The sequence below is a fragment of the Sorangium sp. So ce834 genome (assembly GCF_051521425.1).
GTDB classification, from domain to species: domain Bacteria; phylum Myxococcota_A; class Polyangia; order Polyangiales; family Polyangiaceae; genus Sorangium; species Sorangium cellulosum_D.
On the sequence record NZ_CP150351.1, the window covers coordinates 11,921,154 to 11,948,102 of the forward strand.

General features: G+C 72.2%; 18 protein-coding genes. 10 read left to right on the forward strand and 8 right to left on the reverse strand.

Going from position 1 to position 26,949, the window contains the following annotated elements:
• Positions 1 to 109 precede the first annotated feature (109 nt).
• The 3 genes from WMF20_RS43795 to WMF20_RS43805 form a co-directional block, all read right to left on the reverse strand.
• Positions 110 to 811 carry an alpha/beta hydrolase family esterase gene (locus WMF20_RS43795; RefSeq protein ID WP_437607725.1) on the reverse strand — a complete coding sequence of 234 codons (702 nt, stop codon included), beginning with the start codon at positions 809 to 811 and terminating at the stop codon, positions 110 to 112.
• 948 nt (positions 812 to 1,759) lie between these two features.
• Positions 1,760 to 2,584, reverse strand: a complete 825-nt coding sequence (locus WMF20_RS43800; protein ID WP_437607726.1) for a hypothetical protein — start codon at positions 2,582 to 2,584, stop codon at positions 1,760 to 1,762.
• A gap of 477 nt (positions 2,585 to 3,061) precedes the next feature.
• Positions 3,062 to 4,447: a sigma-54-dependent transcriptional regulator gene (locus tag WMF20_RS43805; RefSeq protein ID WP_437607728.1), complete on the reverse strand. Its 1,386-nt coding sequence runs from the start codon at positions 4,445 to 4,447 to the stop codon at positions 3,062 to 3,064.
• Between the two features lie 171 nt (positions 4,448 to 4,618).
• Between WMF20_RS43805 and WMF20_RS43810 the strand changes: the two genes are divergently transcribed.
• Entirely contained in the window at positions 4,619 to 5,518 is a 900-nt protein-coding gene (locus WMF20_RS43810) for a PaaI family thioesterase (RefSeq protein ID WP_437607729.1), read from the forward strand.
• 14 nt (positions 5,519 to 5,532) lie between these two features.
• On the opposite strand, the gene WMF20_RS43815 is transcribed toward WMF20_RS43810, so the two are convergent.
• A complete protein-coding gene (locus WMF20_RS43815; RefSeq protein ID WP_437607731.1) occupies positions 5,533 to 6,741 on the reverse strand; it encodes a cytochrome P450 in 1,209 nt (402 codons plus the stop codon).
• A 1,302-nt stretch (positions 6,742 to 8,043) separates the two neighbouring features.
• On the opposite strand from WMF20_RS43815, the gene WMF20_RS43820 reads away from it, so the two are divergent.
• From WMF20_RS43820 to WMF20_RS43830, 3 genes are all read left to right on the forward strand, one after another.
• Positions 8,044 to 9,576, forward strand: a complete 1,533-nt coding sequence (locus WMF20_RS43820; protein WP_165374492.1) for an RICIN domain-containing protein — start codon at positions 8,044 to 8,046, stop codon at positions 9,574 to 9,576.
• A 178-nt stretch (positions 9,577 to 9,754) separates the two neighbouring features.
• Positions 9,755 to 11,203: a non-reducing end alpha-L-arabinofuranosidase family hydrolase gene (locus WMF20_RS43825; protein WP_437607733.1), complete on the forward strand. Its 1,449-nt coding sequence runs from the start codon at positions 9,755 to 9,757 to the stop codon at positions 11,201 to 11,203.
• A 394-nt stretch (positions 11,204 to 11,597) separates the two neighbouring features.
• Positions 11,598 to 13,085: a hypothetical protein gene (locus WMF20_RS43830; protein ID WP_437607735.1), complete on the forward strand. Its 1,488-nt coding sequence runs from the start codon at positions 11,598 to 11,600 to the stop codon at positions 13,083 to 13,085.
• 37 nt (positions 13,086 to 13,122) lie between these two features.
• On the opposite strand, the gene WMF20_RS43835 is transcribed toward WMF20_RS43830, so the two are convergent.
• The gene (locus WMF20_RS43835; RefSeq protein WP_129579822.1) at positions 13,123 to 14,715 is read right to left on the reverse strand and encodes a sensor histidine kinase; all 1,593 of its coding nucleotides are present in this window, start codon (positions 14,713 to 14,715) and stop codon (positions 13,123 to 13,125) included.
• Positions 14,716 to 14,781: 66 nt separating this feature from the next.
• Complete coding sequence (gene metG, locus WMF20_RS43840; protein ID WP_437607737.1) at positions 14,782 to 16,851, reverse strand: methionine--tRNA ligase; 2,070 nt, start codon at positions 16,849 to 16,851, stop codon at positions 14,782 to 14,784.
• A gap of 287 nt (positions 16,852 to 17,138) precedes the next feature.
• On the opposite strand from metG, the gene WMF20_RS43845 reads away from it, so the two are divergent.
• The 3 genes from WMF20_RS43845 (at position 17,139) to WMF20_RS43855 (ending at position 20,029) form a co-directional block, all read left to right on the forward strand.
• Positions 17,139 to 17,621, forward strand: coding sequence for a Dps family protein (locus tag WMF20_RS43845; protein ID WP_272826937.1), 483 nt, complete (start codon positions 17,139 to 17,141; stop codon positions 17,619 to 17,621).
• A gap of 108 nt (positions 17,622 to 17,729) precedes the next feature.
• Positions 17,730 to 19,025, forward strand: a complete 1,296-nt coding sequence (locus WMF20_RS43850) for a phytoene desaturase family protein (RefSeq protein ID WP_437607739.1) — start codon at positions 17,730 to 17,732, stop codon at positions 19,023 to 19,025.
• Positions 19,026 to 19,045: 20 nt separating this feature from the next.
• A complete protein-coding gene (locus WMF20_RS43855; protein WP_437607742.1) occupies positions 19,046 to 20,029 on the forward strand; it encodes a sigma-70 family RNA polymerase sigma factor in 984 nt (327 codons plus the stop codon).
• Between the two features lie 163 nt (positions 20,030 to 20,192).
• Here WMF20_RS43855 and WMF20_RS43860 read toward each other — a convergent pair whose 3' ends face one another.
• The gene (locus tag WMF20_RS43860; protein ID WP_129579827.1) at positions 20,193 to 20,525 is read right to left on the reverse strand and encodes a polyhydroxyalkanoic acid system family protein; all 333 of its coding nucleotides are present in this window, start codon (positions 20,523 to 20,525) and stop codon (positions 20,193 to 20,195) included.
• A gap of 293 nt (positions 20,526 to 20,818) precedes the next feature.
• Between WMF20_RS43860 and WMF20_RS43865 the strand changes: the two genes are divergently transcribed.
• The 3 genes from WMF20_RS43865 to WMF20_RS43875 are packed head-to-tail and all read left to right on the forward strand — an operon-like array spanning position 20,819 to position 25,110.
• Positions 20,819 to 21,871: a hypothetical protein gene (locus tag WMF20_RS43865; protein WP_437607744.1), complete on the forward strand. Its 1,053-nt coding sequence runs from the start codon at positions 20,819 to 20,821 to the stop codon at positions 21,869 to 21,871.
• A gap of 55 nt (positions 21,872 to 21,926) precedes the next feature.
• A complete protein-coding gene (gene rseP / locus WMF20_RS43870; RefSeq protein ID WP_129579829.1) occupies positions 21,927 to 23,597 on the forward strand; it encodes an RIP metalloprotease RseP in 1,671 nt (556 codons plus the stop codon).
• The gene (locus WMF20_RS43875) at positions 23,590 to 25,110 is read left to right on the forward strand and encodes an RsmB/NOP family class I SAM-dependent RNA methyltransferase (protein ID WP_437607747.1); all 1,521 of its coding nucleotides are present in this window, start codon (positions 23,590 to 23,592) and stop codon (positions 25,108 to 25,110) included. Before rseP ends, WMF20_RS43875 begins: the two co-directional genes overlap by 8 nt.
• Before the next feature lie 100 nt (positions 25,111 to 25,210).
• Here WMF20_RS43875 and WMF20_RS43880 read toward each other — a convergent pair whose 3' ends face one another.
• Positions 25,211 to 26,785: an AAA family ATPase gene (locus tag WMF20_RS43880; RefSeq protein ID WP_437607748.1), complete on the reverse strand. Its 1,575-nt coding sequence runs from the start codon at positions 26,783 to 26,785 to the stop codon at positions 25,211 to 25,213.
• Positions 26,786 to 26,949: the final 164 nt, after the last annotated feature.

The window sequence follows — 26,949 nt, forward strand, 5'->3', positions numbered from 1 at the left end:
GTGGCGACGCAACGTCGCCGCGGGCTCGCGTGCTTCTTTACGGCATGCCCGTGAGAGCCCCCCATCGAGCCCGTGGCGACGCAACGTCGCCGCGGGCTCGCGCGCTTCTTTACGGCATGCCTGTGAAGAAGTCGTACATCGCCTTGATGGCGAAGCACGGCACGCCGTGGCTCGTATTGCTGTACGCGGGGTCGTCGTGCGAGCACCAGATCGTCGGCTCCGAACAGCCGCTGTAGGAGACGCAGCCGGGGTTCACCGCCTTGCCGCTGCTCTGGCAGCCCATGACCTCGGAGTAGGGCGTCGAGCTCGTCTGGCACATGTTGGCGGCGCGGAACCTGGCGACCGTGCTCGCCCCGTCCCCCCCGCGAACGGTGTCGTTCTTGCCCTGGATGTACATCACGGGCATGGACACCTGCAGCGCGCCGTAGTCGGAGGCCGCGACGGGCGCGACCGCCTTGAAATTCATGTGCTCGGCGTCGGACCTGTGCGCCAAGATCTGCACGATCATCTGGGCACCGGAGCTGTGGCCGGTGGCGAACACACGGTCCATGTCGATGCAGTAGTTGTCCATCAGGTCGTCGTAGATTCGAAGGACCTTGGCGATGTCGTTGTTGTAGTTCCAGCATCCCCCCGCGTCCGACGACCTCCCCACGGCGCGCACGTACTCGGTCTCGAAGGCGGACCCCCGCGTGAGGTTGATGAACTGGTCGATCGGGTTGCCGCAGGCGTGGAAGCCCATCAAGAGCGGGAGAGGGGTGCTGCCGTCGTAGCTGTCCGGGAACGTGTAGATGTGATCGTTGTCGACCTTCACGGTTCCGTTCGCGGGTCTCCCCGCCTTGCCGCAGCCTGGGCTCGGGTTGCCCGCGGTCGGTTCGGCGCCGCCGGCCCCCATCCCGCCGCCCCCCGCCGACGATTCGCCCCCGGTCGACCCGCTGCTGGCGGCGCCGCCGCCAGCGCTCGCGGAGCTTGTCGAGGTGGCTTCCCCGCTGGTCGTAGAAGCGCCGGCCCCGCCTGCGCCGCCCGTGGCCTGACCGGCTCCGTCACCTCCCGTACCGGGAGAGCCCGTCTCGGACGAGCAAGCGAGAAACATCAAAGCGACAGCGGGAAAAGAGGAACGAGCAGCTAGTCTCAGCATGGTCTGGACCCCATCGTGATCGCGCGAATCGCCTTTCGGCACTCGCCCCATGGCGACCCCGCGATGAGCTCAGTCGATTGGCATCACTCACCTGCATCGCGCCCAACGCTGCGGCCCTGCGTCCGCGGTCGTCCAAGCGCATGCCGATGTAATCTTTCAGCAAGAAAGGCAGACAGCGCGACACGGCGCCCGGTGCGCATGATGCGCTTATCCAGGGCAAAACAAAAAAGTAGCCGGAGATAAATGTTAGCGCTCACATGTCCGGCGTCAATCAAAATGGACCGGCGCGCGGCCGTCCTCGCTTGCGACGGGGCCGCAGCGGCGAACAGCCGCGGCGCACGCGCGAGCTGTCCGGCGCGTGCGAGCTCGTGGTTCCGGGAGACCTGGGCGGTGCTCTTGCGCAGGACCAGCTCGGCCTCGACCGCGGCGCAGCCGTCGGTGCGCTTCGACCGCGGCGCAGCCGTCGGTGCGCTGATCGGCTTTACGCTCGTCGGGCGGGCCGACGCGGCGGCGCGACGGGGCGGCGTGATGCGTGATGGGGATGAGAGGTGGTTCTGGCGCCGCCGTCGCGCGAGGATCGCCGGCGGGCGCGAGCCGCGTTCGGTGCGCCCGTTGGAAGGCGGTTCAGTTGGGAACGAACGCGCAGCAGCCGAGGATGCAGACGGAGCCGTCGCCGCAGCCGTCGCTGCACGGATCCGAGCACACCGGGCCTTCCGACCCGGACCCGCCTTCGCCGTCGCCGGGGTCGCCGCTGCTGCCGCCTTCGCCCCACTCGCCGCCGTCGCTGCCGCCTTCGCCGCCGGCGCTGCCGCCCTCGCCCCACTCGCCGCCGTGGCTGCCGCCTTCGCCGCCGGCGCTGCCGCCTTCGCCCCACTCGCCGCTGCCCGTGCTGCCGGACCCGCTGCCCGTGCTGCCGGACCCGCTGCTGGGGCCGTCGTCGCAGTGGCCGGGGCCGATGCCGCCCTCGTTGAAGGACGCGAGCGTGCCCGAGAGCGACACGGCCTCGTCGGCCGCGCTGCCGCGCTTCACGCCGTACGGGAGCCGGCCGTCGGCGTCCTTGTTGGCGGCCATCCACGCGTCGGCTTTCGCGAGCGCCCCGTCGAGGGCGGCGTCGCTCGCGCCGGTCGCCACGTTGAGCAGCGCCGCGATGAGCTGGTGGCCCAGGATCAGGCTGGCGTCGCCGCGCGGGGGCGTCCGGAAGAGCTCGAGCAGCTCCTCATGGGAGTACGTCACGCCGCCGATGGTGAGCGACCACACCGGCCAGTTCGGCTCGTGGTTCTTCCAGTAGCCCTGGGTGAGCGTGCAGCCGCCCTCCTCCCACGTCGACGGGCTCACGTCCACGTTGCCGTTCCCCTCGCCGAGCCGCTCCGCACCGCTGTTCGCGCACGCGGCGAGGGCGGAACCCACCAGCGACAGACACCCCACAACCACCATCCTGCCAAGCGTCATGACTCCTCCTGAAATTGCTCATCCGCAGCGCTCGCCCCCGGAGAGGAGCGAGCGACCGATATCGCGCGTGCAGAGCGGCCGGCGTCGCGCCGATCGAGAGGCACCGTGGCTCCGTGATGACGGGGACACGGCCTCGATCGGCCTGAGCTGGTACCTCGTGCCAGGTTCGTCCCTGGTCCGCGATGGGGAGAAACAGAACCACAGACTCACAGAGGGCACCGAGGTAGAGAGTCGATCCTATCGCTCTCTTCTTCTCTTCCCTCTGTGCTCTCTGTGCCTCTGTGGCTCCCTCTCTCGTGAGACCAGGGACGCCCCTGGGCGGCGCAGTACGAGCGATGGATCATGGCGAGCCGCGCTCTCCGGTCCTTCAGTGCCGGCCCGAGCGCGGCGCGGCTCATGTTTTTTCGGTCGCCTGCAGATACCGAGGTCGTTCCCTATGGGTCGGAATTGTTCTTCACCACTGCATGAACGGACAGCTCACTTCAGTCCGTGACGATCCATCTTGTTGAGCAGCCCCTGGCGCGACAGCCCGAGCCGCGCCGCCGCCTGGCTCTTGTTCCCCTGGGTCGCCCGCAGCGCGGCGGCGATCTCCCGCCGCTCCAGCGCCGCGATCTTCTCTTCCAGCGTCGCCCCCTCGGCCGGCTCGTCGCCCGCCGACGCCGCGGGCGCGCCGCCTCGCCGCGCCGGGGAGAGGTCCTCCTCGAGGATCTCTCCCCGGCCCCCGGCCATCACGAGCGCGCGCTGCATCTCGTGCCGGAGCTCGCGCAGGTTGCCGGGCCAGTCGCAGGCCTCGAGCCGCCGCATCGCGCCGGGCGAAATCGTGGTCGCCGGCGAGCGCGGCACGAGCGCCCGCGACATGTTCAGGAAGTGCTGCGCGAGCAGCGGCAGATCGCCCACGCGGTCGGCCAGGCGCGGCAACGCGACCTCGATCCCGCGCACGCGCCAGTAGAGGTCGTCGCGGAACGTCTTGTTCACGACCATCGACTCCAGCGACCTGTGCGTGGCCGACACGATGCGCACGTCCACCGTCAGCGGGCGCGCCGCGCCGACGGGCAGGATCTCGCCCGTCTCGAGCGCCCGCAGCAGCTTCACCTGCAGCGCCGGATCCATGTCGCCGATCTCGTCGAGGAAGAGCGTCCCTCCGTCGACCTCGACGAACAGGCCAGGAGCGTCCTTGATCGCGCTCGTGAACGCGCCTTTCTTGTGGCCGAACAGCGTCGACTCCAGGAGCGTCGGCGCGAGCGCGCCGCAGTTGACCGCGATGAACGGCTTGTCCTTCCGACGGCTCCTCGCGTGCAGGTAACGGGCGAACACCTCCTTGCCCGTCCCCGACTCGCCCGTGATGAGCACCGGCACGTCGGTCGGCGCCGCGCGCTCGCAGAGCGTCTTCGCCTCGAGGAAGGCCGGCGACTGCCCGAGCAGCGCCGAGGCGTCGCCCTCGCGGGCCGTGAGCGAGCGCTCGAGCTCCGTCACCCGGTCCTCCAGCGCGAGGCGCGCCGCCGCGCGCGCGACCACGGCGAGCAGCACGTCCGGATCGACCGGCTTGGCCAGGAAGTCGTACGCGCCGCGCTCGACGAGGCGCAGGGCGAGCGGCGTCTCGCCCGCGCCGGAGACCACGATCACCTTGGCCGCGGGCCGCTCGGCGAGGATCTTGTCGGCGAGCGCGGCGCCCTCCTCGGGGCGGCCCGACGGCGGCAGCATCAGGTCGAGCACGACGAGGCGCGCGCTCGTGCGGCGGAGCTCCGCGAGCGCCTTCGGGGCGGCCCCGGCCTCCGCGACCGCATACCCCTCCAGCGCGAGCAGCTCGCGGTAGGCGTCGCGGAACCCCGGATCGTCGTCGATGAGCAGGACAGTCTCGGTCACAGGTGACCGTACCGCGGCGGCCGGGCGCCGATCCAGGCCTGTCGGGGGCGCGGCGCGCGGCGCTCTCCCCCGCTCCACCGAGCAGCGCCGCCCGCGACGGCGCGCGGCCGGAGGGAGCCGCGCCCGGCGCGCGAGGCTGGACGACTCCGGGCGATCTCTGGAGACTACGGCATGACCGAGAGCATGAGGACGCGGTTCGAGGACGGCTCCTATCCGGCCGACCTCGGGGTGAAGATCGAGGCCGCCGACGACGCGCAATCGCGCCTGGCTCTGCCCTTCGACGAGCGGAATACCATGTTCGGGCTGGTCCACGGCGGCGCGCTCGCGTCGCTCGTGCCGATCGCCGCGCACGCCATCGCGCGCGAGCCCGCCCGCGCGGTCGCGCCGCCGCTCCGCACCGTCTCGATGCACGTGGGCTACGTGCGCGCGGCGCGCAAGGCGCTGACGGTCGAGGCGCGCGCCGTGCGCCGCGTGCGCGAGCTGGGCTTCTTCGAGGCGCTCATCAGGGACGCGGACGGGAATGCGGTCGCGCACGCGTCGTCGACCGTGAGCGAGGCCGGGCCGGACGGCGTGCCGGCGGGCTCCCCTCCCCTCTCCGATCTCGCCGAGGAAGGGCGGGACTTCGTCGCGCCCGCGGACGAGGCGACGAGCGGCGTCGCGGGGGCGATCCGCGCGGCGATGGCGGGCAGTCCGTTCCTGTCGCGAAGGCAGCTGCGCCTCCTGGGCATGCGCCGCGGGGCGCTCGAGATGGCGATGGACGCCGCCGCGGCGAACCTCGACGGCGACGGCGCCATGCACGAAGGGGCCGTCCTGACGCTCATCGACGCCGCGGGCGCCACCTGCCCATGGACGGCCGTCCCGCCGTCGCCGGGGGCATCGGGCGCGACCATCGCCCTGAGCGCGCAGTTCCTCGGGGCGTTGCCCGGAGACGGGCTCGTCGCGCGCGCCGTCGTCCGCGCGCGCGACGCGCGGATCTGCTGGACCGACGTCACCGTCGCCGGCGGCGCCTCCCGGATCGTGCACGCCTTCGGGACGGTCGTGTACCGCTTCAGCGAGAAGACCGGATCATGAGCGGCCGGCGCGCGCTACCCGGCAGGGCGCGCGCACCGGACCGGCATCGATTTCACGCCGCTCACCCAGTTCGAGCGGAGCCGCACGACCGGCCCGGCGAGCTCGAGATCGGGGAGCCTGCGCAGGAGCTCCTCGAAGGCGACCCGCGCCTCCAGGCGCGCGAGCGCGAGGCCCAGGCACACGTGGGGGCCGATGCCGAAGGAGAGGTGCTCGTTGGGCGTCCGGCCGACATCGAACGTGTGCGGATCCCGGAAGACGTCCTCGTCGCGGTTGGCCGAGACGTACCACAGGACCACCTTGTCCCCGGCCGCGATCCGCTGCCCGCGAATCTCGGTGTCCCGCACCGCCGAGCGCCGGAAATAATAGACCGGCGGCGAGAAGCGCAGCATCTCCTCGATGGCGGTCGGGAGGAGCGACGGGTCGTCGAGCAGGCGCCGGCGCTGGTCGGGGTGCTCGATCAGCGCGAGCATCCCGTTGGAGATGAGGTTCTTCGTGGTGTCGTGTCCGGCCGTCAGCAGCAGATTGAAGAAGCCGCCGAACTCCGTGTAGGAGAGCTTCTCGCCGTCCACCTCGGCGGCCATGAGCAGGCTCAGCATGTCGTCCTTGGGCGACCTCCGCCGCTCCTCCGCGAGCCCGTGGGCGTAGGCGTTCATGTTGCGGAGCACGGTGTTCAGCTCCTCGGGCGAGATGCGGTAATCGGGGTCGCTGGCCCCGAAGAACCGCATCGTCCAGTCGAGCATCTGCTCCTGGTCCTCGCGGGGGACGCCGAGCATCTCGAGGATCACGGTCAGGGGCAGCCTGCCCGCGATGTCGCTGGCGAAGTCGCACCCGCCGCGCGCGCAGGCCTCGTCGATGAGCCGCGTCACGTGCTCCCGCACGTGCGCCTCGAGGCGCTGGATGACACGGGGCGTGAACCCCTTGCTGACCAGCGCCCGGAAGCGGCCGTGCCTGGGCGGGTCCATCATGATCATGACATCGGGGTTGTCGCGCATGTCCCCGGGCGCGAAATCCTCGATGAAGAGGCCGCGCCCCGAGCAGAACGCGGCCGGGTCGCGCGAGATGCGGGCGACGTCGTCGTGCCGCGTGATCGCCCAGAACCCCCGGCCCGCCGGCTCGGGGTGCCAGTAGACGGGCGCCTCCCGGCGGAGGATCTCGAAGCGATCGTGCGGCGCGCCCGCGAGGTAAAGGTCCGGATCGAGGATGTCGACGGTCTCAGGGGTCATATGAGCAGAGCCTCCTCGGAGGCTTTGCAGAATAACAGAGGGCCTGCGGCCGTGTCCGTGCGCTGCCTGCGCGGGCTGTCGTGGCGCAGGATGTGTGTTCCGCGGCCACCACCTTGCCTTCGCGCTGGTGGATCACCTCCGCGAGAGCTACGCGCGCGCCATGCCGCAGGCGTGACGCCGTGGGAGGGCGGATCGGAATTGACATCTGAGATGTTAGCGCTCACAATCGTCTCATTCTTCGGCTTTGCCCTGCGTGGGGGTTGTCTCATGCGCACCGCTCTCTTCGTCACCGGGATCGATCCCGGCACCGGCTCCGTTCGTTCGATCGCCGCGGGCGCGTGCGATGGCGCGCTTGCGGGGGCGGCGGTCGCGCCCTACCCGCGCCGGGCGCAAGGTCGTTCCGCGACCCGCACGCCCACCGGCTCCGCCGGCATCCGCTCGACGGAACGCGGGGCCTCGGCCTGCGCGCCGCCCAGCCCGATCGCGCCTCGGAGCGATCGAGGGTTGTCGCCCCATGCCGGTCGGTCTGTCGGCCATCACCCTCTCGCGAAGGTGATTACGATGAAACCCGAGATTTTCACGCTCTTACGACCCGCCGTACCATAGCTTCGCTCGGCCGCTGACGGGCGCTGACGACCCCGGGGAGCCATCGCTGCGCGATGCCCAGGGCGGCGCGCACCGGCCGAGACGGTGACGCGGCAGAGGGAGCGCAGGCGCCCACGACAGGGCCGCTGTGCAGCGCTCGACCGTCCGCGCCGCTTCGATCGGCTCGAGTCGCTTCACGCCAGGAGGAGCCTTGTGCGGCCCTCCTGGCGCGCGGCCTTTCCTTGATCTCACTCCAGCTCTTCGAGCGCGCTCTCCTGCCGAGCGCGGCCGGCGCGGCCCGCGGATCACGGGCGATCTACGGTGCTCTTCGCGCGCCATGCGCGCCTGGCGATCGCGGTCGATGCCTCGATCCATGTCGGGGTCAAACCACCATCGTAACTTCGCATCTGTGCATATCGCACCTTCATGAGGCTCATGCCCGCTCGCGATGCACAATCGACTTGACGAACATGCCAGTCGAGAGCAAGAAATACCCCCGACGCGCTGCCTGACGCGCATCGAACGAACTTATCCGCTCCGCGCGCATCTCGCGCGAGGTTCATCCGCAGCGGCAATGGCCAGCGCAGCGGCAATGGCCAGCGCGGCGGCCCCTCGGGGGCCTTCAGCGCGCGGCGAGCGACCCCGACCCACGCGAGGGCAGCGTCGAGCAGTGGGAAGATTCTAGTTTCACTTACTTAACAGGAAGAGGAGAACAAGATGAGATTTGGAACGATGCAGGCCTTGCTTGCGGCGGCGACGGGTATCCTCGCCGTCTCGTGCGTCATCGACCCCGAGGAGGCGTACGACGCCGAGACCGAGGAGGGGGGGTCGCTCGACGGCGCCATCACGATCGATACGGGCGCGGTCTACACGATCGTCGGCGTGCAGAGCGGAAAGTGCGTCGAGGTGGCAGGAGGCAGCACCGCTGACGGAGCGGGCTTGCAGATCGCCAGCTGCAACGGCTCGACGCGGCAACAGTTCCGCGTGGAGTCGGCAGACGGCGGCTACTACCGCATCCGCAACGTGGCCAGCAACCGTTGCCTGGACGTCGCGAACGCCTCCACCAGCGACGGCGCCCGCGTCCAGCAATACTCCTGCTGGAACGGACAAAACCAGCAGTGGTCGTTCACGGACGTCACCGGCGGCGTGCGTCTCACGGCGCGCCACAGCGGCAAGTCCCTGGACGTTGGCGGCAGCGCGGACGGCGCAGCCCTCCAGCAGTGGGGCTGGGCGAACGGCGACAACCAGAAGTTCTCGCTCCGGACCGGCGGCGGGGGTGCCTCGAGCAGCAGCTCCAGCAGCTCCAGCAGCTCGGGCGCGGGCGGCTCCGGCGGCTCCGGCGGCGCGGGCGGCGCGGGCGGCGGTGGCGGCGGTGGCGGCGGCGCCACCGGGGCGAAGTTCGTGGGCAACATCACGACCAACGGTGCCGTGCGCGACGGCTTCGCGAGGTACTGGAACCAGATCACGCCCGAGAACGAGGGCAAGTGGGGCTCCGTCGAGCGGAGCCGCGGCGTGCGAGACTGGAGCGCGCTCGACAGGATCTACAACTACGCGAAGACGAACAACATCGCGTTCAAGCAGCACACCTTCGTATGGGGTGCCCAGCAACCCAGCTGGATCGGGGGGCTCTCCGGCTCGGAGCAGCAGGCGGCCGTGCGCGACTGGATGAGGGCGTTCTGCGCGCGTTACCCCGACACGAAGTACATCGACGTCGTCAACGAGCCGCCGCCCCACACCACGCCGTCCTACAAGAACGGCATCGGCGGCGACGGCGCCAGCGGCTACGACTGGATCGTCAACTCCTTCAAGTGGGCCCGCGAGTTCTGCCCGAACGCGGTCCTGATCCTCAACGACTACAACAACATCGAGTACGAGGGCGATCACCAGAACTTCATGCGGATCGCGCGGGCGGTGATCAACGCGGGCGCCCCGGTCGACGCGCTCGGCGCGCAGGCCCACGACGCCTACAAGCTCAACACGAACACCGTGAAGGGGTACATCGACAAGCTCGCCTCGCTCGGCAAGCCCGTGTACATCACCGAGTACGACATCGGCATCGCGGACGACAACCGGCAGAGGCAGGTGATGGAGGAGCAGTTCAAGATGTTCTGGAACCACCCCGCCGTCCCCGGCATCACCCTCTGGGGTTACATCGTCGGCGCCACCTGGAGGGACAACACCGGCCTCCAGCATTCGAACGGCACCATGCGGCCGGCCATGAGCTGGCTCATGGGCTTCCTCGGCCGCTGACGGTCCGTGGGGAGCGACCGCTGCACCGGCAGCGCGTCGAGACATCGAGCTGACGACGCGACAGAGGGCGCAGAGCGCATCGACGACCGATGCCTCTGCGCTCTCTTCGCTCGCCGTCGCAGCGTCGAGCCGTCGACAGATTCACGCAGCGCAACCTTGGAAGGACGAGGAGAACGACATGAGGTTCGTATCCAGACACGCCTTGCTCGCCGCCGCGACCGGCGCCATCGCCGTGTCGTGTGTCGTCGGCCCGGAGGAGATCGAGGGCGAGAGCGAGGAGGCCGGCTCGCTCGAGGGCGCCGCCGCCGTCGCCAACCCGACCTGGTATGTGGACGCGCCGATCCTGTACAAAGGCAAAGCGGAGCCTTACGACCACTACGCCGTCAAAGATCCGACCATCGTGTATTCAGGCGGCAAATATCACATGTTCTACACCGGCGCCAACGCCAGCGGCGGATGGCAGATGCTGTATTCGTCCGCGACGACGATGGAGGGCTTCCGGACCGCCCCGCACATCTACTTGAGCAGGATCGGCGAGAGCTACTTCTGCGCACCGCAGGTGTTCTACTTCGAGCCGCACAACCTGTGGTACCTGGTCTACCAGGACGGGAAACACGGCGCGGCCTATGCCACGACCTCGAACATCGCCGACCCCAATTCGTGGTCCGGCCCGAAATCGCTGGGCGCCTCCGGCAACATGGGCTGGGATTACTACGTGATCTGCGACGATGCCAGCTGCTACCTGTACAACACCCCTGACGACGGCTCGCGCAGGCTCTACGTGCGCAAGACGGCGCGGGGGAGCTTCCCGGGCGGCTGGGGATCACCTTCGGTGGCCATCACCGATACGTTCGAAGGCGCGCACGTCTACAAGTCGCTCGCCGACGGCCAGTACTACCTCATCGTCGAAGACCTCAAGGACAACCGGTATTACGAGCTGTGGACGTCGGCGAGCGCCGGCGGGCCGTGGCGGCAGATCTCCGAGAAATGGGCCTGGCGCGGCAATCTCGTGTATAACGCAGATCGGTGGACCACGAGCGTCTCCCACGGCGAGCTCATCCGCGCTGGCGTCAACCAGAAGCTCGAGATCAACGACATCAACCGCGTCGACTTCCTCATCCAGGGGAACCTCAACCTGTCGGGCCCCCCGTACCAGCAGCTCCCCTGGGATCTCGGCGTCATCCGCAACTACGCGGCCGGCTCGACCACGACGCCGGTCGGCACCATCCGCCAGCTGCAATCCTACAACTTCCAGAGCCGGTACCTGCGCCACCAGGCCTTCCGCGCCCGGATCGATGAGGCGGTGTCGCCGATCCAGGACGCGCAGTTCCGCGTGGTGCCTGGGCTCGCCAACGCGAGCGCCGTCTCGTTCGAGTCGGTGAACTTCCCCGGCCGCTTCCTCCGGCATCGCGGCGGCGAGATCTGGCTGGACACGAACGACGGGTCGTCCGGCTTCCGGGGCGACGCCACCTGGCATCGCCGCCCCGGCCTGGCGAACAGCGGCTGGTCGTCCTTCGAGTCCTACAGCGCTCCCGGGCAGTACATGCGGCACTCCGGCTTTCTGATGATCGTCGGCGCGGTGTCCGGCAGCGCCCAGCAGGCCGACGCCACGTTCCGCGAGCAATGAGGGGCCGGCGGCCCGCGCGCCGTGGGGGGAGCATTGTCCCTTCGCGGCCCGAAGCGCGCGCCGCCCCCCCGTGCCGCTCCTGCCAGCGCGCCCCGACAGCCAGACCGAGCCCCGTGCCGGGTGAATTCGGGGTCAGCCAGGGCCCGAATCGCGCGCCCACCCCCACACATAAAGGCGTTCGCCGCACAACAACCATACACGTTCACACTCCATCGCACCCCGACACTCAGGGATAGTCACAGAGACTCCACGATCGCGTGATCCGAGCCGCTTTACATACCGATATTCCTTATTTAGAACAGGTGCCCACGCCCGGAGCTCCAGCCAGGGCGTTCGTGCCGCGCGCTCCAGCGGGCATGGAGCCGCGCCACGCGAGAAAGGTGCCTCCTTATCCATGCAAAGAACATCGATCCTGTGCGCACTGGCCAGCCTCGCGATCGGGGCTTGCACCCTCGACACCGGGACCTCGGGGGCCGGGGATGACGGTCCGCTCGGCGAGGCGGCGCAGTCGCTCGTCACCGATTGCGATTACTTGAATCCGACGCTCTGGCCGCCGCTCCCGCTGCCTGTCGACTTCGACCGCGAGCTGCTCATCCGCGATGTCGCCGTCGTCGACGACGTCTGCCGCACCACCTGGTCTGGCTCCTGCCCCTCCGGCGGCACCCCGGCCGCGTGGACCTTCGGCATGCTCATGCGCCAGATGGCCGGCGCGACGCCCGTCCACGAGTTCGTGGCCGAGTGGCTGCACGCGTGGGAGGTGCCGAACGTCGTCAACGGCTTCGCCATGCCGGCGCGGCCGGGCATCCGGCCCACGCTCATCGACCCGTGGCTCATCGCCAGCGGCTGCGCCCCGGGGGCGCCCATCGTCGGCCCGGGCGCCTGTCCGCTCGACATCACGCAGGCGCCCTTCCGCCTCCTCGCGATCCTCAACCGCGCCGATCTGCAGGACCCCTCGCCGCTCTACGGCGGCCCTCCGAGCGCCGGCGAGGTGCGCTTCGTCTTCGGCATCTTCGATCTGCCGAGCGGCGGCCCGCTCCCGGCCACGGTCATCCTCGAGTACGGCCTCCCGTCGCAGCGCGGCGGGGCTCCGGCCACGACCTTCGACTGGGCCAACGCCTTTCACAAGCTGAGCGACCCGTCCCTCGGGCCGATCGGCTCGCCCGCGTACCTCGCCCACCTCGAGTCGCTGCTCACCGACATCACCTCGCCGGGGGCAGAGCCCGGCGCGCTCAATCACGGCAGCGCCATCGCCCAGGTGCGCACCAACGAGATCATCTTCGGGCCCGACTGGAAGCTCCGCGAGAGCACGCTCCAGCAGGTCGGCCTCGGGCCGAACGCCGCGCTGCTCCGGCCGGACACGACCAAGCAGACGCCGGACGACAGCCTGAACGCGTCGGTCGCGCTCGACGGCTACCTCGACGCCAACGCGCTCTGGACCGGCTCGCCCAACCTGATCGACTTCACCCAGACGCCGGTCCCGGCCTCGCTGCTCGGCGGCGAATCGACCTCGCCCCCGCCCGCGCCGGGGCCGTTCTGGGATCACACCCCGACGACGCCGCTCCAGGCCATCGAGCGCCACCATTTCGCGCTCGCCACGTGCAACGGCTGCCACAGCCCGACCGAGCTGGCGACGCCGTTCACGCACATCGACCCGCGCCCGCCGGGCGCGCAGTCCGGCCTCTCGCCGTTCCTTTCGTCACCGCCCATCCCCGCCGGCGGGCCCGTCGGCCTGCCCGCCCCGGGCACCGAGCTCACCGTGCCGGATCCCGCGGGCACGGGCGCCATGTTCTCGTACCACGAGCCGTGGCGCCGGGTCTGCGAGACGACGCGGATCCTCAACGGTGTGACCGTGCCGTTCACGCGGGCCAACGGCGCGCACTGACCTGGTCGCTGACCGCGTACCGGTCACCGACCAGGCCTCACCCCGCCGCCTCCGCCGCCCTCTCGGGCCACCGCGCCTCGAAGCGCGCCCCGCCGCCCGGGGCGCGCTCGTAGCGCAGCGCGCCGCCGTGCCGCTCCAGCCAGCGCGCCGCCACGGCCAGGCCGAGCCCCGTGCCCGGGTGCTTCGCGTCGCGCCCCCGCCCCGTCACGAACGGCTGGAACAGCATCCCCTCGATCTCGGCCGGCACCCCCGGGCCGTTGTCCTCCACGCGCACGATCACCGAGCCGCCCTCGCGCGCGACCACCGCCCGGATCCGCCCCTCGGCGACCCCGTCGAGCGCGATGGCCGCGTTCTGCAGCAGCGCCGTCGCGACGTCGAGGAAGGCGCCGCGGTCGGCCTCCACGAAGATCGGCCCGCCCGCCTCGGGCGCGATCTCGATGGGCGGCGCGCCCTCGCCGACGATCTGCCGGACGTGGCTCGCCGCGAGCCGCAGCGTGGAGAGCGCGTCGACCTCGCTCACCTCGAGCGGCCGCGGGCGGCTGTAGCGGAGCAGGTCGTCGAGGAACCGCCTCGCCCGGTCGACCTGGCCGCGCAGCGAGGCCACGGTCTCGGGCCTCGCGCCCTGCCGCTCGAGCAGCTTCGTCTGCGCGGCGATGACCCCGAGCGGATTGCGGATCTCGTGCGCCACCGCGCTCGCGAGGCGCCCGAGCTCGGCGAGCCGCTCGGCCTGGTCGGCGCGCACCTCGACGCGCTCGATCTCCTCGGCGAGGTCGCGGACGCCGATCGGCCGCTCGAACAGCCGGCGCCCGAGGTGCTCCACGACGAGCAGGCGCAGCGGATCGGACGGGAGCGCGACGAGGAAGATCACGAAGACGAGCCAGGGGAGCGACGCGCCGCCGCCGGGCGCGAGCGCGGGCAGGACCTTGAAGAAGACCATGAGCCCGAGCGACGAGACGAGCGCCGTGAGGCCGGCGTAGGCGAGCCCCTGCGCGAAGACGCGGCGGGAGCGCCCCAGCTCGCCGATGAGCGCGGCGTAGGCCACGAGCAGGATGGCGAGGAGCAGGACCGGCGCGCCGAGGAGCACGTCCCCGAGCCCATGCACGCGGAGCACCACGAGGAAGCCGCCCCCGAGCGTCGCGAGCACGCTGCCGAAGAAGAGCGCGGCGATGCGCCGCCGCTGGAGCCCCCGGGCCGCGAGCGCGGCGCGCCCGACCTGGGCCTCGAGCGCGACCGCGGCGGCGCCCATGACGGCGGCGAGCGGGAGGAACAGCGGGCCCGGCGAGCGGGCGGCGGGGCCGTAGAGCAGGCGCGGGGAGACGGCCCCGAGCAGCGCCACCGCGGCGCTGACGGCGTAGGTCACGACGACGGGGCGGCGCGAGGCGCCGGCGACGTCGGCGTAGGCGTGGGCGAGGCCGGCGGCGACGATGATCCCGCTCGGGAGGACGCGCTCGGCGAGGGCGACCGTGCCGTCGGTCTCGAGCAGGATGAGCCCCGTGACCCAGAAGGCGAGGAAGAAGCAGAGGGCGACGAGGCCGCGGCCCACGTTGCGACCGAGGCGCAGCGCGGTGACGCCGACGGTCACGGCCACGGCCCAGAGCGGGTAATACGCGAGAGCGACCAGCGGTCTCATGGGGCCTCGGCGGCGTGGAGGCCGGCACGATAACGCTGGAGACAGCGGGGAAGCGAGGGACTCGCCTCAGTGCACCCGCATCCCCGGCTTCGCCCCCGAGTCGGGCGCCAGGAGGTGCACCGTCTCGTCGCCCGCCGCGAGCACCATTCCCTCGCTGAGGCCGAACTTCATCTTCCGCGGCGCCAGGTTGGCGCACACGATGACGAGCCTCCCGATGAGGTCCTCGGGCTTGTAATACGCCTTGATCCCGGCGAACACCGTGCGCCGCGCCTCGCCGCCGAGCGAGACGGTCAGCTTGAGCAGCTTCTTCGCCTCGGGCACGTGCTCCGCCGCGACGATGCGCGCCACGCGCAGGTCGACCTTGGTGAAGTCGTCGATCGTGCACTCCGGCGCGAGCGGCTCCTTGGCGAGCGCCGCGCCGTCGTCCTCGGCGGCCGCGCCCCCGCCCGCCGCCGGCGCTCCCGCCACCGCCGCTCCCGCCGCCGGGGCCTCCGCCGCCGCCTCGGCCGGGCGGCCCTCCGCGATCATCTTCTCCACCGCACCCGGATCGACCCGCTTCATGAGGTGCTCATACGCGGCCACCGGCGTCCCCACAAGCGGCGTCTTCGCGAGCTCCCACCGGTCCATGGGGCACCCGAGCAGCCGCGCCACGTCGTCGGCGAGCTTCGGCAGCACGGGCGCCAGGTAGATCACGATCTGCCGGAACAGGTTGAGCGCCACGGTGCACACGGCCTGCACCTCGGCCTTCTTCTCCGGCTGCTTCGCGAGCGCCCACGGCTGCATCCGGTCGACATACTCGTTCGCCCGATCCGCCAGCGACACGACGATCCTCGTCGCCCGCGCGTAATCGAACGCCGCGTACGCCGCCCCGATCGCGTCCGCCTCCGCCGCGGCCGCCGCGAACAGCCCCCCGTCGTCCGGGTAGGCCGCCGACAGGCCCGTCTGGGCCACGAAGCGCGACGACCGGCTCGCCAGGTTCACCACCTTGTTCACGAGCTCGGCGTTCACCTTGTTCACGAGCTCTTCCAGGTTCAGATCGATGTCGTCGACCTTCGAGCTCAGCTTGCTCGCGTAGTAATAGCGGAGGTACGCCGGGTCGAGGTGCTTCAGGTACGTCGAGGCCAGCACGAACGTGCCTTTGCTCTTCGACATCTTCTCCCCGTTCACCGTGAGGAACCCGTGCACCTGCACGCGGGAAGGCAGCGAGAAGCGCGCGGCCCGCAGCATCGCCGGCCAGAAGAGCGTGTGGAAATAGACGATATCCTTCCCGATGACGTGGACGATCTCCGTCTCCTCGGATCGCCACCAGTCGTCGAACGCCTCGCCTTCCCGGTCGCACCACTCCTTGCTCGCGGCCATGTACCCGATCGGCGCGTCGAACCAGACGTACCAGTAGTTCCCGGGCGCGTCGGGGATCTCGAACCCGAAGTACGGCGCCGGGCGCGACACGTCCCAGTCGCGGAGGGGCTCCGACAGGAAGTGGCCCGCCAGGTAGTTCGCGATCTCCTTCGGCATCCGCCCCTCGCCCTGCGTCCACGTCGAGAGGAACGGCCGCTCCGGCTCGATGGCCACCATGAGGTGCTGCGCGCTCCGCACCTCGGGCCGCGCGCCCGTGAGCGCGCTCCTCGGCTCGACCAGATCCGTGGCGGCGTAGGTCGAGCCGCACCGGTCGCAGCTGTCGCCGTACTGGTCCTCGGCCCCGCACTTCGGGCAAGTGCCCTTGACGAACCGATCCGCCAAGAACATGCCCTCCTTCGGGTCGAAGAGCTGCGTGACGTCCTTCGTGGTCACCATGCCGCGCTCGCGCAACGACGCCCAGATCTGCTCGCACAGCGCCCGGTTCGCGGGCGAGTTCGTGCTGCCGTAATGGTCGAACCGGATCTGGAACGCCGCGAAATCGCGCTGGTGCGCCGCGCTCATGTCGGCGATGACGTCGGCCTCGCTCCGCCCCTCCTGCCGCGCGCGGATCATGATGGCCGTGCCGTGGGTGTCGTCGGCGCACAGGTAAACGCACCGCCGCCCGGCCATGCGCCAGTAGCGCGCGAAGATGTCCGTCTGCGTGTACTCGACGAGGTGGCCGATATGGATGTGCCCGTTGGCGTACGGGAGCGCGCTGGTGAGCAGGAGCCTCTTCATGCTGCGCCGGACTTTGCACGAGATCCCGGCCGGAGGCGAGCGCCGATGCGCCCCGGCGAGCGCGCCGCTGCCCGCCGCCCCGCGCGGAGCCCGCTGGCCTTGGACATAGCGGGCAGCCGCCCTAGGTACCGGGTGGACCGATCACACGGGGGGGGTGAATCATGTCGTCGAAGATCCGGCAACAACGTGGCAAGGGCGGACAGACGCGAGCTTTCGAGGCCCAGCCTCTGCTCCGGCAGCGGAGCACCGAGATCCAGCCTTTCGGGACCGTCGTGGATTATCAGCTGGTGCTGAGCTCAAAGGCTCGCGCGCTGAGCGTCGGCGCGTTGAATCAGATCCTGACAGACACGCTCGTCCTCCGCGATCTCTACAAGAAGCACCACTGGCAGGTGTCCGGACCGACCTTCTACCAGCTCCACCTCCTGTTCGATAAGCACTTCAAGGAGCAGAGCGCGCTCATCGACATGCTCGGAGAGCGGGTGCAGACGCTGGGCGGCATCGCCGTCGCCATGGCGCACGACGTCGTGGAGATGACGAGGATCGAGCGGCCGGCCCGCGGCCGCGAGCAGGTGCCGGTGCAGATCTCGCGCCTGCTCGACGCCCACGAGGTGGTCATCGCGGACACGCGCGAGGCGTTGAAGGTGACGGCGCAGAGCGACGACGCCGGCACCGCCGACCTGCTCATGGGCGACGTCCTGCGCACGAACGAGATGCACGTGTGGTTCCTCTCCGAGCACCTCGTCGACACGCCCCTCGTCCGCGCCACCTGAGCCCCGGCCCGCCTCCCCTCCCCCTCCGGGTCCGCCCCGAAAATCGACCGGGCGCGCGTAACCTTTCCGAACCCCCGATCGTGGTACCGCCAGGAAAGGGAAACCGTGATGGAACGCACAAAGGATGTGGTGGTGGTCGGCGGCGGGCTCGCGGGCCTCGCCGCGGCGGCGTACCTGGGGCGGGCGGGCCGGTCGGTCGCCGTGATCGAGAAGGCGCACGCGCCGGGCGGCCGCGCCGTCACGCAGGAGGGCCACGGCTTCTCGCTGAACCTCGGCGCCCACGCGCTCTACCGCGGCGGGCCGGCGCAGGAGGTGCTCCGCGAGCTCGGGGTCCGGTACACGGGCGCGCCGCCGCCCGGGTCGGGCGCGCTCGCGCTCGACCGCGGCGCCCTCCACACCCTGCCGTCCGGCGCCCTGTCGCTCCTCACGACGGGCCTCTTCGGCCTCGCCGCGAAGCTCGAGGTGGGCCGCGTCCTCGGCGGCCTCGCCGCGATGCGCCCCGCCCCGCTCGACGCGGTCCCGGTCTCGACCTGGCTCCGCGACGCCTTCCGGACGCCCGAGGTGCGCCGCTTCGTCGGCATGCTCGTCCGGCTGACGACCTACTGCGCCGACGCCGATCGCCAGAGCGCCGGCGCCGCGCTCGCCCAGGTGCAGCACGCCCTGAGCCAGGGCGTGCTCTACCTCGACGGCGGCTGGCAGACGCTCGTCGACGGCCTGCGCGCCGCCGCGGCGGCGGCCGGCGTGGAGATCCTCACGGGCGCGCGGGCGACGCGCGTCGCCGCCGAGGGCGGCGCCGTCGCCTTCGTGGAGCTCGCGAACGGCGACCGCCTCCGCGCCGGCGCCGCGCTCGTCGCCGCGAGCCCGCGCGCCGCCGCCGCGCTCGCGCCCGACGTCCCGGCGCTCGCCGCGTACGCCGAGCGCGCCGTCCCGGTCCGCGCCGCGTGCCTCGACGTCGCGCTGTCCCGGCTGCCCCGCCCGCGCTGCCGCGTCGTGCTCGGCGTCGACCGCCCCCTCTACCTGTCGCTCCACTCCGAGGTCGCGCGCCTCGCCCCCGCGGGCGGCGCCCTGTTCCACGCCGTCCAGTACGGCCCCGAGCTCGCCGGCCGCGACGCCGAGCGCGAGCTCGAGGACCTCCTCGAGCGCGCGCAGCCGGGCTACCGCGACGCGCTCGTCGAGCGCCGCTTCCTGCCCTCGCTCGTCGTCTCCAACGCCGTGGTCGCCGCGGAGGGGGGCGGCTACGCGGGGCGCCCCGGCGTCCGCGTCCCCGGTGTCGACGGGCTCTACCTCGCGGGCGACTGGGTCGGGCCGGCGGGCATGCTCGCCGACGCGAGCCTCGGCAGCGCGCGGGACGCCGCCGCGGCCGTCCTCGCGCGCGCGCGATGGACGCTCGACCGCGCGGCGTGACGGGGTTACCCGGGCGATCCATGAGCAGCTCCACGGCCTCCTCCGCTCCCCGCGCGGCGCTCGCCCCGCCGCCGAGCTTCGTCGCCGCGAGCTACCGCGAGCACGAGCGCTTCCTCTGGGCGCTCTGCTACCGGCTCACCGGCAGCGCCGCCGACGCGGACGACATCGTGCAGGAGACGTTCGTCCGCGCGCTGGAGCGCCCGCCCGCGAGGACGGAAGAGCCCGTCCGGCCGTGGCTCGCGCGCGTCGCGCTCAACCTCGGCCGGGACGCCCTGCGGCGCCGCAAGCGCCGCGCCTACGACGGCCCGTGGCTCCCCTCGCCCATCGAGGCGGAGCCCGAGCCGCCGTCGTTCGAGATCCCGGGCAAGGACGGCACCGAGGGCCGCTACGATCTGCTCGAGAGCGCGTCCTTCGCCTTCCTGATCGCGCTCGAGGCGCTCACCGCGCGGCAGCGCGCCGTGCTCCTGCTCCGCGACGTCTTCGACTACTCGGTGCAGGAGACCGCCGACGCGCTCGGCCTGTCGGAGGCGAGCGTGAAGACGACGCACCACCGCGCCCGCCGCGCCCTCGAGCCGTACGAGCGCGAGCGCTGCCGCCCCTCGCCCGAGCTCGTCGAGCGGTCGGGCGCGGCGCTCGCGCGCTTCCTGGAGACCCTGGCCACGCAGGACGTCGCCGCCATCGAGGCCCTCCTCAGCGAGGGCGTCCGCGTCGTCAGCGACGCGGACGGCGAGTACAGGGCCGCGCGCCGGATCGTCGTCGGCCCGAGCCGGGTCGCGCGGCTCTTCGTCGGCCTGCTGAGGCACGAGGGCGACGGAGACCTCCGCTACGACGTCCGCCTGCTCAACGGCCTCCCCGGCCTCGTCGTCGAGCGCGGGGCCCCCGCCGACAGGCTGGCGCCCCGGTACGTCATCCGCTGCGACGTCGACGCGCGCGGCCGCATCACGGCCATCCACATCGTGCTCGCCTCGCAGAAGCTGACGGCCGTCAGGGCCATCGCGCCGTGAGCGCCGCGGCGAGATTGATGGCACGCGGCGAGGAGACAGCCCCTGCCGGCCGAGCACTGGAGTGAGTCATGTTGCGAGGCGTGCTTCGGCCGGCGAAGTGAATTCTGTCGCACCAACATAGCGCCGGCGCACGCTCATGTCCACGGCGGATCAGGCCGCTCGCTCAGGCGGTCTTGCCCCCGCCCTGCGCCCGTTCCTTGTGCGCCTCTTCGATGAAGTGGCGAACCTCTTTATCGATGGCGGCGATCGCCACTCCCTTGAAGGGGCGCAGGAGGAACGGCACGTCGAGATCGACGTCCACGGCGCCGGGGCGCAGCTCCATGCTGCCTTTCAGCTTGACCCCCTTCACCGAGAAGCCGAGCTCGGCGCGCTTCTCGTCGCGCCACACGAGGAACGGCTCGTACTCCGCGTACCGCTCTCGGTACTGCGCGATCGCTCGTTCGGTGGCCACCTTCGCCTCGCTGTCGTTCAGGTCGTGCTCAATCGTGTGCTTCATGATGGGACCTCGCAGTTCGTTGGGGGGCACATCGCGAGAATCGGCCCGGGGGCCGTCCGCCGGGGGCGTCCGCTCGCGGGCGCTGCGCCCGGCCGATTTCCATCGGTGAGATATCACGGATGCGCGGAGCTCGCGGCCCTCCGGCGCGCGATTGGCTCACTTCTGTGCTCTGTGGCATTTCGCCACGAGGCGGAATTGCAGGTCTTTGTGGGCTCGCGCGCGTGCGCGGCGGGCTTCGGCGCGCGCGGCGCGACGGACCGGCGGCGGGCACCGGCGATGCAAAGCGCCCTCTCATGCGTGCGCGAGGCGCTCGATCCGGCGGTCTACGAGGAGGGCTCCTCACCGCGCTCTGTCTGGTGCTCGGCGCCGGCGGGTGCGCCCTCCCCACGCGGATCACCTCGGTGGACGCGGAGGTGGCCCGGGTCCAGACGCCGGCGGCGATCGACGAGGGGCTCCGCAAGCTGGAGGAGGCGGAGACCCAGCGGCGCGTCGCGCGGATGATGGCGAGCCCGGAGATCAGGGCGGCGCAGCGGCAGCTCGTCGCCGGGCTGATCGACGGCACGCTCGCCTCGCTGAGCGAGGAGGACCGGGCCGCGCGCGTCGACGAGCTCACCGCGCAGTACGCGCGGGGGGTCGTGCGGAGCGCGATGCGCGGGGCGCTCGACGAGGACGGGCGGCGCGAGCTCCAGCGCGCGGCGGGCTCGCTGGTGGAGGCGAGCGTCCGGCAGCTCAAGGAGAGCCTCGACGAGGCCGATCTCGGCCCGTCCGTGGCGGCGGCGATGCGCGAGCAGCTCGGCCCGGCGCTCCGGGCGGTCATCGCCGAGGACCTCGGCCCCGGGGTGACGTCGCTGCTCGGCGGCGAGGAGTTCCAGCGCGCGCTGGGCAAGACGGCGCGCGTCGTCGCCCGCGAGATGGTCGCCGGCGCGAACGACGCGCTGATCGAGGCGCAGCAGCGGGGCGAGCGGCGGGACGACTCGATGCTCTCGCGCATCGGCCACCTCGCCGACCAGGGCGCGCAGCTCGTCAGCACGATCACCTGGCTGCTCGGCGCGGCCGCGGTCGCGCTCGCGGTCTGGGTGACGATGCTGCTCGTGCAGCGCAAGCGCTACCGCGCCGACATCGAGCGGCGCGCGCGGGCGCGCCTGCTCCTCGAGGCGATCGAGGCGACCGAGGGCAAGCCCTGGTCGGACGAGCTGCTCGCGGCGCTCGAGGACCGCTTCCGGACCGACGAGGAGGCCGCCGAGCTCACGCTCCGCCGCGCCCGGCGCAGGGTGCTCGGAGCGCGCGCCCGCGCGAACGGCGCGAGCGGCGCCGACGGCGACCTGCCGAGGCCGCCGCCCCGCTGAGCCGTCGCTCCCCAGTGGTCACCGCGCCCGGCCTCGCGTAAAGAGAGCCGCCGCCGTGGACCTCCTGTATTTCGCGCTGCTCTGCTCCGTGCTCATCTTCGTGCACGAGCTCGGCCACTTCGTGTGCGCGAAGATCTTCGGCGTGAAGGTCCTCACCTTCTCGATCGGCTTCGGCCCCCGGGTGCTGCGCCTGCGGGGCCGGGAGACGGAGTACTGCATCGCGCTCCTGCCCCTCGGCGGCTTCGTGAAGATGCTCGAGGAGAACCGGCAGGAGGCGGTGCTCCCCGAGGATCGCAAGCGCACCTTCGAGTCCCAGGCGCTCTGGAAGCGCGTGATCATCGTCATGGCCGGCCCGGCGATGAACGTGCTCTTCCCGGTGCTCCTCTATTTCGCCGTCTTCGTCGGGGAGACCCGCTTCGTCCCGCCGACGGTCGGCGTGGTCCTGCCGGGGCACCCGGCCGAGGGCCGGCTGTTCCCGGGCGATCGGATCCTCGAGGTGGACGGCGAGCGCGTCAGCACCTTCGCCGAGCTCCACCGCATCGTCGCCAAGAGCCCGAACCAGGAGCTCCGGCTCAAGGTGTTCCGCAACAAGGATCACGTCGAGGTCACGGTCGTCCCGGAGGAGAAGGTCGTCCAGAAGCCGCTCGAGATCGTCGATCGGGTGGGCGAGATCGGCATCAAGCCGAGCCGCCCTGCCGCCGTGGTCGGCGTCTCGCGGCCCGACTCGCCGGCGTTCCGCGCCGGGCTCCGCACCTTCGACGTCGTGACCGAGGTGCGCGGCACGCCGGTGAAGACGTTCGCCGACCTGGAGCTCGCGCTCGAGGAGAGCCGCGGCGCCACGGTGCCGGTCACGTACCTGCGCCCGATGCCGGTGCCGCGCGCGCTCGGCGGGCTGGCCGAGCTCGCGGTCTACGAGTCGGGCGTCGCCGCGCTGACCCCGGAGAGCGGCCACGGCGATCTGCTCGCGCGGACCGGCATCGAGCCGGCCGATCTCTACGTCGCCGAGGTGCCCGTGGGCTCGGCCGAGTGGGACGCCGAGCTCCGGCCGGGCGATCGCATCACCGAGGTCGACGGGGTCGAGGTCACCGCCTGGTCGACGTTCGTCGAGCGGCTGTTCGCGGCGCCCGACCGGCCGCACGTGATCACCTGGCAGCGCTCGGGCCAGCGCAAGAGCGGCACGATCGAGCTCCGGCGCGAGGACTGGGTCGACGAGTACGGCCAGCACCGCCCGCGCTTCTACCTGCGCGCGTCGAACTGGTCGCCGATGGTGGCCGAGCCCTACGTCGAGAGCCCGTCCGCGTTCCAGTTCGCCCTGGAGAGCGCCGTCGACGAGACGTACGACGTCATCCGGTTCATCGTGGTCGGGATCGTCCGCATCATGGAGGGCAAGGTCAGCATCTCCACGCTGGGCGGCCCCATCACGGTGTACGACGTGATCGGCGAGGAGGGCGCGAAGGGGGTGAGCTATTTCGTCTGGGCGATGGCGGTCATCTCGATCAACCTTGGGCTCATCAACCTCCTGCCCATCCCCGTGCTCGACGGCGGCCACCTCCTGTTCTTCACGTTCGAGGCCGTGCTGCGGCGCCCGCTGCCGCTGCGCGTCCGCGAGATCGCGAGCCTGGTCGGGCTCATGGTGCTCATCGGCCTGATGGGCATCGCGTTCAAGAACGACGTCGAGCGCCGCTGGGACGTGATCCAGGGGCAGTTCAAGGAGCTCGTTGGCTGACCGGGCACAACGCGGCGGGCGCGGCGGCGGCGGCGCCGCGGCGCGCTCCGGGGAGAGCGCCGCGCGCGTGGTGGCCGCGCGCGTGCTCGCGCGGGTGTGGGGCTCCGACGCGTTCGCCTCGGCGGCCCTCGACGCCGAGCTGCGCCGCGCCCCGGCGCTCGACCCGCGGGACGTGGGCCTCGCGACCGAGCTCGTCTACGGCGTCCTGCGCGCGCAGGCGGCGCTCGAGGCGCGGATCGCCGAGCTCGCCGCGAAGGGCCGCTGGACGGCGGATCCGCTGGTGCGCGCGCACGTGCTGATGGGCGCGTACTCGCTGTGCTTCCTCGATCGCGTCCCCTCGTTCGCGGCCGTCTCCGAGGCGGTGGACGGCGCCCAGGCGGCCGGCGGGCCGCGCGTGGGCGCGTTCGCGAACGCCGTGCTGCGCAAGGTCGCGGCGGCCGTGGAGGCCGGCGGTCGCCCGCTGCTCGCCGACGCGGTGGTCGCGTCGGCGCCGGGGTGGCTGCGGGGGGCGCTGCGCCGCTCGCTCGGCCGCGCCGCGGCCGAGGCGTTCCTGTCGGCCGGCCCGGTGCCGCCGCCGACCGGCCTCTGCCTTTCGCCCGGCGAGGACCGCGACGCGTGGCTCGCGGCGCTGCGGGGCGCCGCGCCCGCCGCGACGTTCGAGGCGGGGCGCGTCTCGCCGGCCGCGATCGTCGCGCGTGGGGCGGGCGATCTGCGGCGGCTCCCTGGCTTCGGCGCGGCGTGGATCGGCCAGGAGGAGGGGGCGCAGGCGCTCGCGTTCGCGCTCGGCGCGCGGCCTGGCGAGCGCGTGCTCGACGCTTGCGCGGGCCGGGGCAACAAGTCGTGGCTCCTGTCGCGCGCGGTGCTCCCCGGGGGCGCGGTGGACGCGGCGGACCTGTATCCCGCGAAGCTCTCGCAGCTGCGCGCGACGCTGAGCGCGCCCCCGGCGAGCTCGGAGGGCGCAGGCGCGGAGGGCGGGGGCGGCGAGGGCGCAGGCGCGCGCGGCGAGGGCGCAGGCGCGCGCGGCGGGGGCGCAGGCGCGCGCGGCGGGCTGGAGCGGGCCGCGGCGTTCGTCCGCGAGACGTACGCCGTGGACTGGACGGTGGGCGCGGGCGACGTCCCTGAGGGCTACGACCGGGTGCTCGTGGACGCCCCCTGCTCCGGGGTGGGCACGCTGCGGCGGCGCCCGGAGATCGCGCTCCGGCGCGCGGCGGACGACCTCCCGCGCCTCGCCGATCTGCAGGTCGCGATCGCGCGCCGCGCGGCGACGCGCGCCCGGGACGGCGGCCGGCTCGTGTTCGCGGTGTGCAGCGTGCTCCGCGAGGAGTGCGAGGCCGTGGCGGCGCGGCTCGCGGCCCCGGCGGACGACGACCTCGGCGTCCGGCTCGAGCCGGCGCCGTTCGACGCGGAGCTCGCGCGGGAGCTCGCGGGGGGCGGGGACGCGTTCCGGCTGCTGCCGCAGGTGCACGGCACGGACGGGTACTTCGCGGCGATGTTCGTCGTGCGGCGGCGGTGACGGCGCGCTCGCGCCCGTCGCCCTCGTGACGGCGCGCGCGCGACCATCGCCTTCACGGCCGGTCGACGCGGCGGGGAGCGCCTTCGGTCGGGCCTTTCGGTCAGGCGCGGAGGACCGTGACCCGGCGTCCCGACGGGGTGAGCGCCTCCTCGAAGCGGGTGCCCGACTCGGGGTCTGCCCCGGGCCGGCGGTCGAAGATCACCACGACGCCGGTGTCGAGGGACAGCCCGTCGAGATAGGCGTCGATCTGCGTGAGCGCCTTCGGCAGCGGGTCTTTCTCGCCGGCGCGCCAGACCTTGAGCTCGATCGCCTCCCGCTGCCAGGCGCGCTTGCCGTCTTCCCCGGTGTGGGGCCAGCGCACGAGCAGGTCGATGCGGCCGCGGCCGACGCCGTACTCCCGGTCCACGTGGCCGCCGCCGTTCACCACGCGCTGCAGGTACGCCATGAGCACGAGCTGCGGTGCCACCTCGTGGTAGGGCATGCGGCCGGCGAGCACCGCGCCGTGCTCGCGCCAGAACGCGGCGAACTCGCGCAGCAGGCGCGCGACGTCGAAGCGCCCGTCGGGCCGGACGAACGCGCGCGGCTCGACGGCGATGGCGTCCTCGGCGGGGCTCGCGAGGACGCGGACGATCACCTCGCGGTAGATCGGGTTGGCGATCCGGAGCGGCCTGTCCGGCGCGACCAGGCCGAGGTCGCGCACGTAGCTCGCGTCGTCGTCGTACGTGTCGCCGCCCGCGAAGCCTCCCTCCAGCAGCGGCTCGAGGACGCGGCGCACGCGCGGCTCCATCAGGCGCGCCACCAGGGAGTCGAGGTGGGTCGCGCGGGCGAGGATGAGGCGCTCCTTCGCTTCCTCGACGTGCGCCGCCGTGATCGCCTCGGCGGGAGGCACCCGCATCTTCTCGACGATCTCGCGGCCCATCGCGTTGACGAGCCACGGCTGGCCGCCGGTGAGCTGCGCGGCGCGGTCGATCGCCGCGTCGGTGAACGGCTGGCCGGTCTCCTCGGCGTGCTGCCCGTAGAGCTCGCGCACCTCGTCCCGCGTGAAGTCGCCGAGGCGGATGGACTCGACCTTGACGTTGAACGGGCTGCTGGTCCCGAGCCGCGACGGGTCTCCGCCGCTCCGGGCCTTGTAGTCCCGCACGTCCCTGAGGCCGCAGAGGACGACGGAGGCGGGGAAGTGATCCGGCCGCTCGGGGAAGCCCGACCTGAGCTGGCGCAGCACGCTGAGGAGGCCTTGACCGCGGAGCGCGTCGATCTCGTCGAAGAAGAGCGCCAGCGGGCGCGGGCACGCCTCCGCCCACGCGCGGAGCGCCGCCACGAGCAGGCCGGTGTCCGACGCCGGCGGGAACGGCGGCGGGCGGAGCTCGGCGGGCAGCGCCTGCTCGGCGCGCTGGCGGATGGTGTCGAGGATGGCGCGCTGGGCCGCCGCGTAGTCGTCGCCGGCCGTCTCCCCGGTCTCGCACGAGAAGTGGAGCGCCGCCTGGCGGCCGGACGCGGTGAGCTCCTCGGCGAGCGCGCGCAGCGTCGTGGTCTTGCCGGTCTGACGGGGCGCGTGCACGACGAAATAGCTCGCCTGCTCGATGAGGGCCGGGGCCTCCGGCAGGCGCTCGGCCGCAGGGAGCATGTAGTGCAGGTCGGGGCTGCAGGGACCGGCCGTATTGAAGCGGCGGCTCATGGAGCGAGCCTGGCGGTCGCCGCGCCGGAGGGCAAGGGGCTCGCGGGGAATTCGGGGGCCGCTCGTGCGCGCGGCCATGCGCGCAGCCAGCGGGCGCGCCGACAACCGGCCCCGACGGTGCCGTGGTCTGCCGCTCGCTCCTTGGCAAGGCAGGTCGGGGCAAG

Excerpts from the sequence above, each read along its gene's own strand:
- WMF20_RS43810 (WP_437607729.1), top strand. The coding sequence starts at position 4,619 with ATGACCGAGAGCATGAGGACGCGGTTCGAGGACGGCTCCTATCCGGCC.
- WMF20_RS43820 (WP_165374492.1), top strand. The coding sequence starts at position 8,044 with ATGAGATTTGGAACGATGCAGGCCTTGCTTGCGGCGGCGACGGGTATC.
- WMF20_RS43855 (WP_437607742.1), top strand. The coding sequence starts at position 19,046 with ATGAGCAGCTCCACGGCCTCCTCCGCTCCCCGCGCGGCGCTCGCCCCG.
- WMF20_RS43830 (WP_437607735.1), top strand. The coding sequence starts at position 11,598 with ATGCAAAGAACATCGATCCTGTGCGCACTGGCCAGCCTCGCGATCGGG.
- WMF20_RS43800 (WP_437607726.1), bottom strand. The coding sequence starts at position 2,584 with ATGACGCTTGGCAGGATGGTGGTTGTGGGGTGTCTGTCGCTGGTGGGT.
- WMF20_RS43825 (WP_437607733.1), top strand. The coding sequence starts at position 9,755 with ATGAGGTTCGTATCCAGACACGCCTTGCTCGCCGCCGCGACCGGCGCC.
- WMF20_RS43865 (WP_437607744.1), top strand. The coding sequence starts at position 20,819 with ATGCGTGCGCGAGGCGCTCGATCCGGCGGTCTACGAGGAGGGCTCCTC.
- WMF20_RS43850 (WP_437607739.1), top strand. The coding sequence starts at position 17,730 with ATGGAACGCACAAAGGATGTGGTGGTGGTCGGCGGCGGGCTCGCGGGC.
- WMF20_RS43815 (WP_437607731.1), bottom strand. The coding sequence starts at position 6,741 with ATGACCCCTGAGACCGTCGACATCCTCGATCCGGACCTTTACCTCGCG.
- WMF20_RS43880 (WP_437607748.1), bottom strand. The coding sequence starts at position 26,785 with ATGAGCCGCCGCTTCAATACGGCCGGTCCCTGCAGCCCCGACCTGCAC.
- metG (WP_437607737.1), bottom strand. The coding sequence starts at position 16,851 with ATGAAGAGGCTCCTGCTCACCAGCGCGCTCCCGTACGCCAACGGGCAC.
- WMF20_RS43835 (WP_129579822.1), bottom strand. The coding sequence starts at position 14,715 with ATGAGACCGCTGGTCGCTCTCGCGTATTACCCGCTCTGGGCCGTGGCC.
- WMF20_RS43860 (WP_129579827.1), bottom strand. The coding sequence starts at position 20,525 with ATGAAGCACACGATTGAGCACGACCTGAACGACAGCGAGGCGAAGGTG.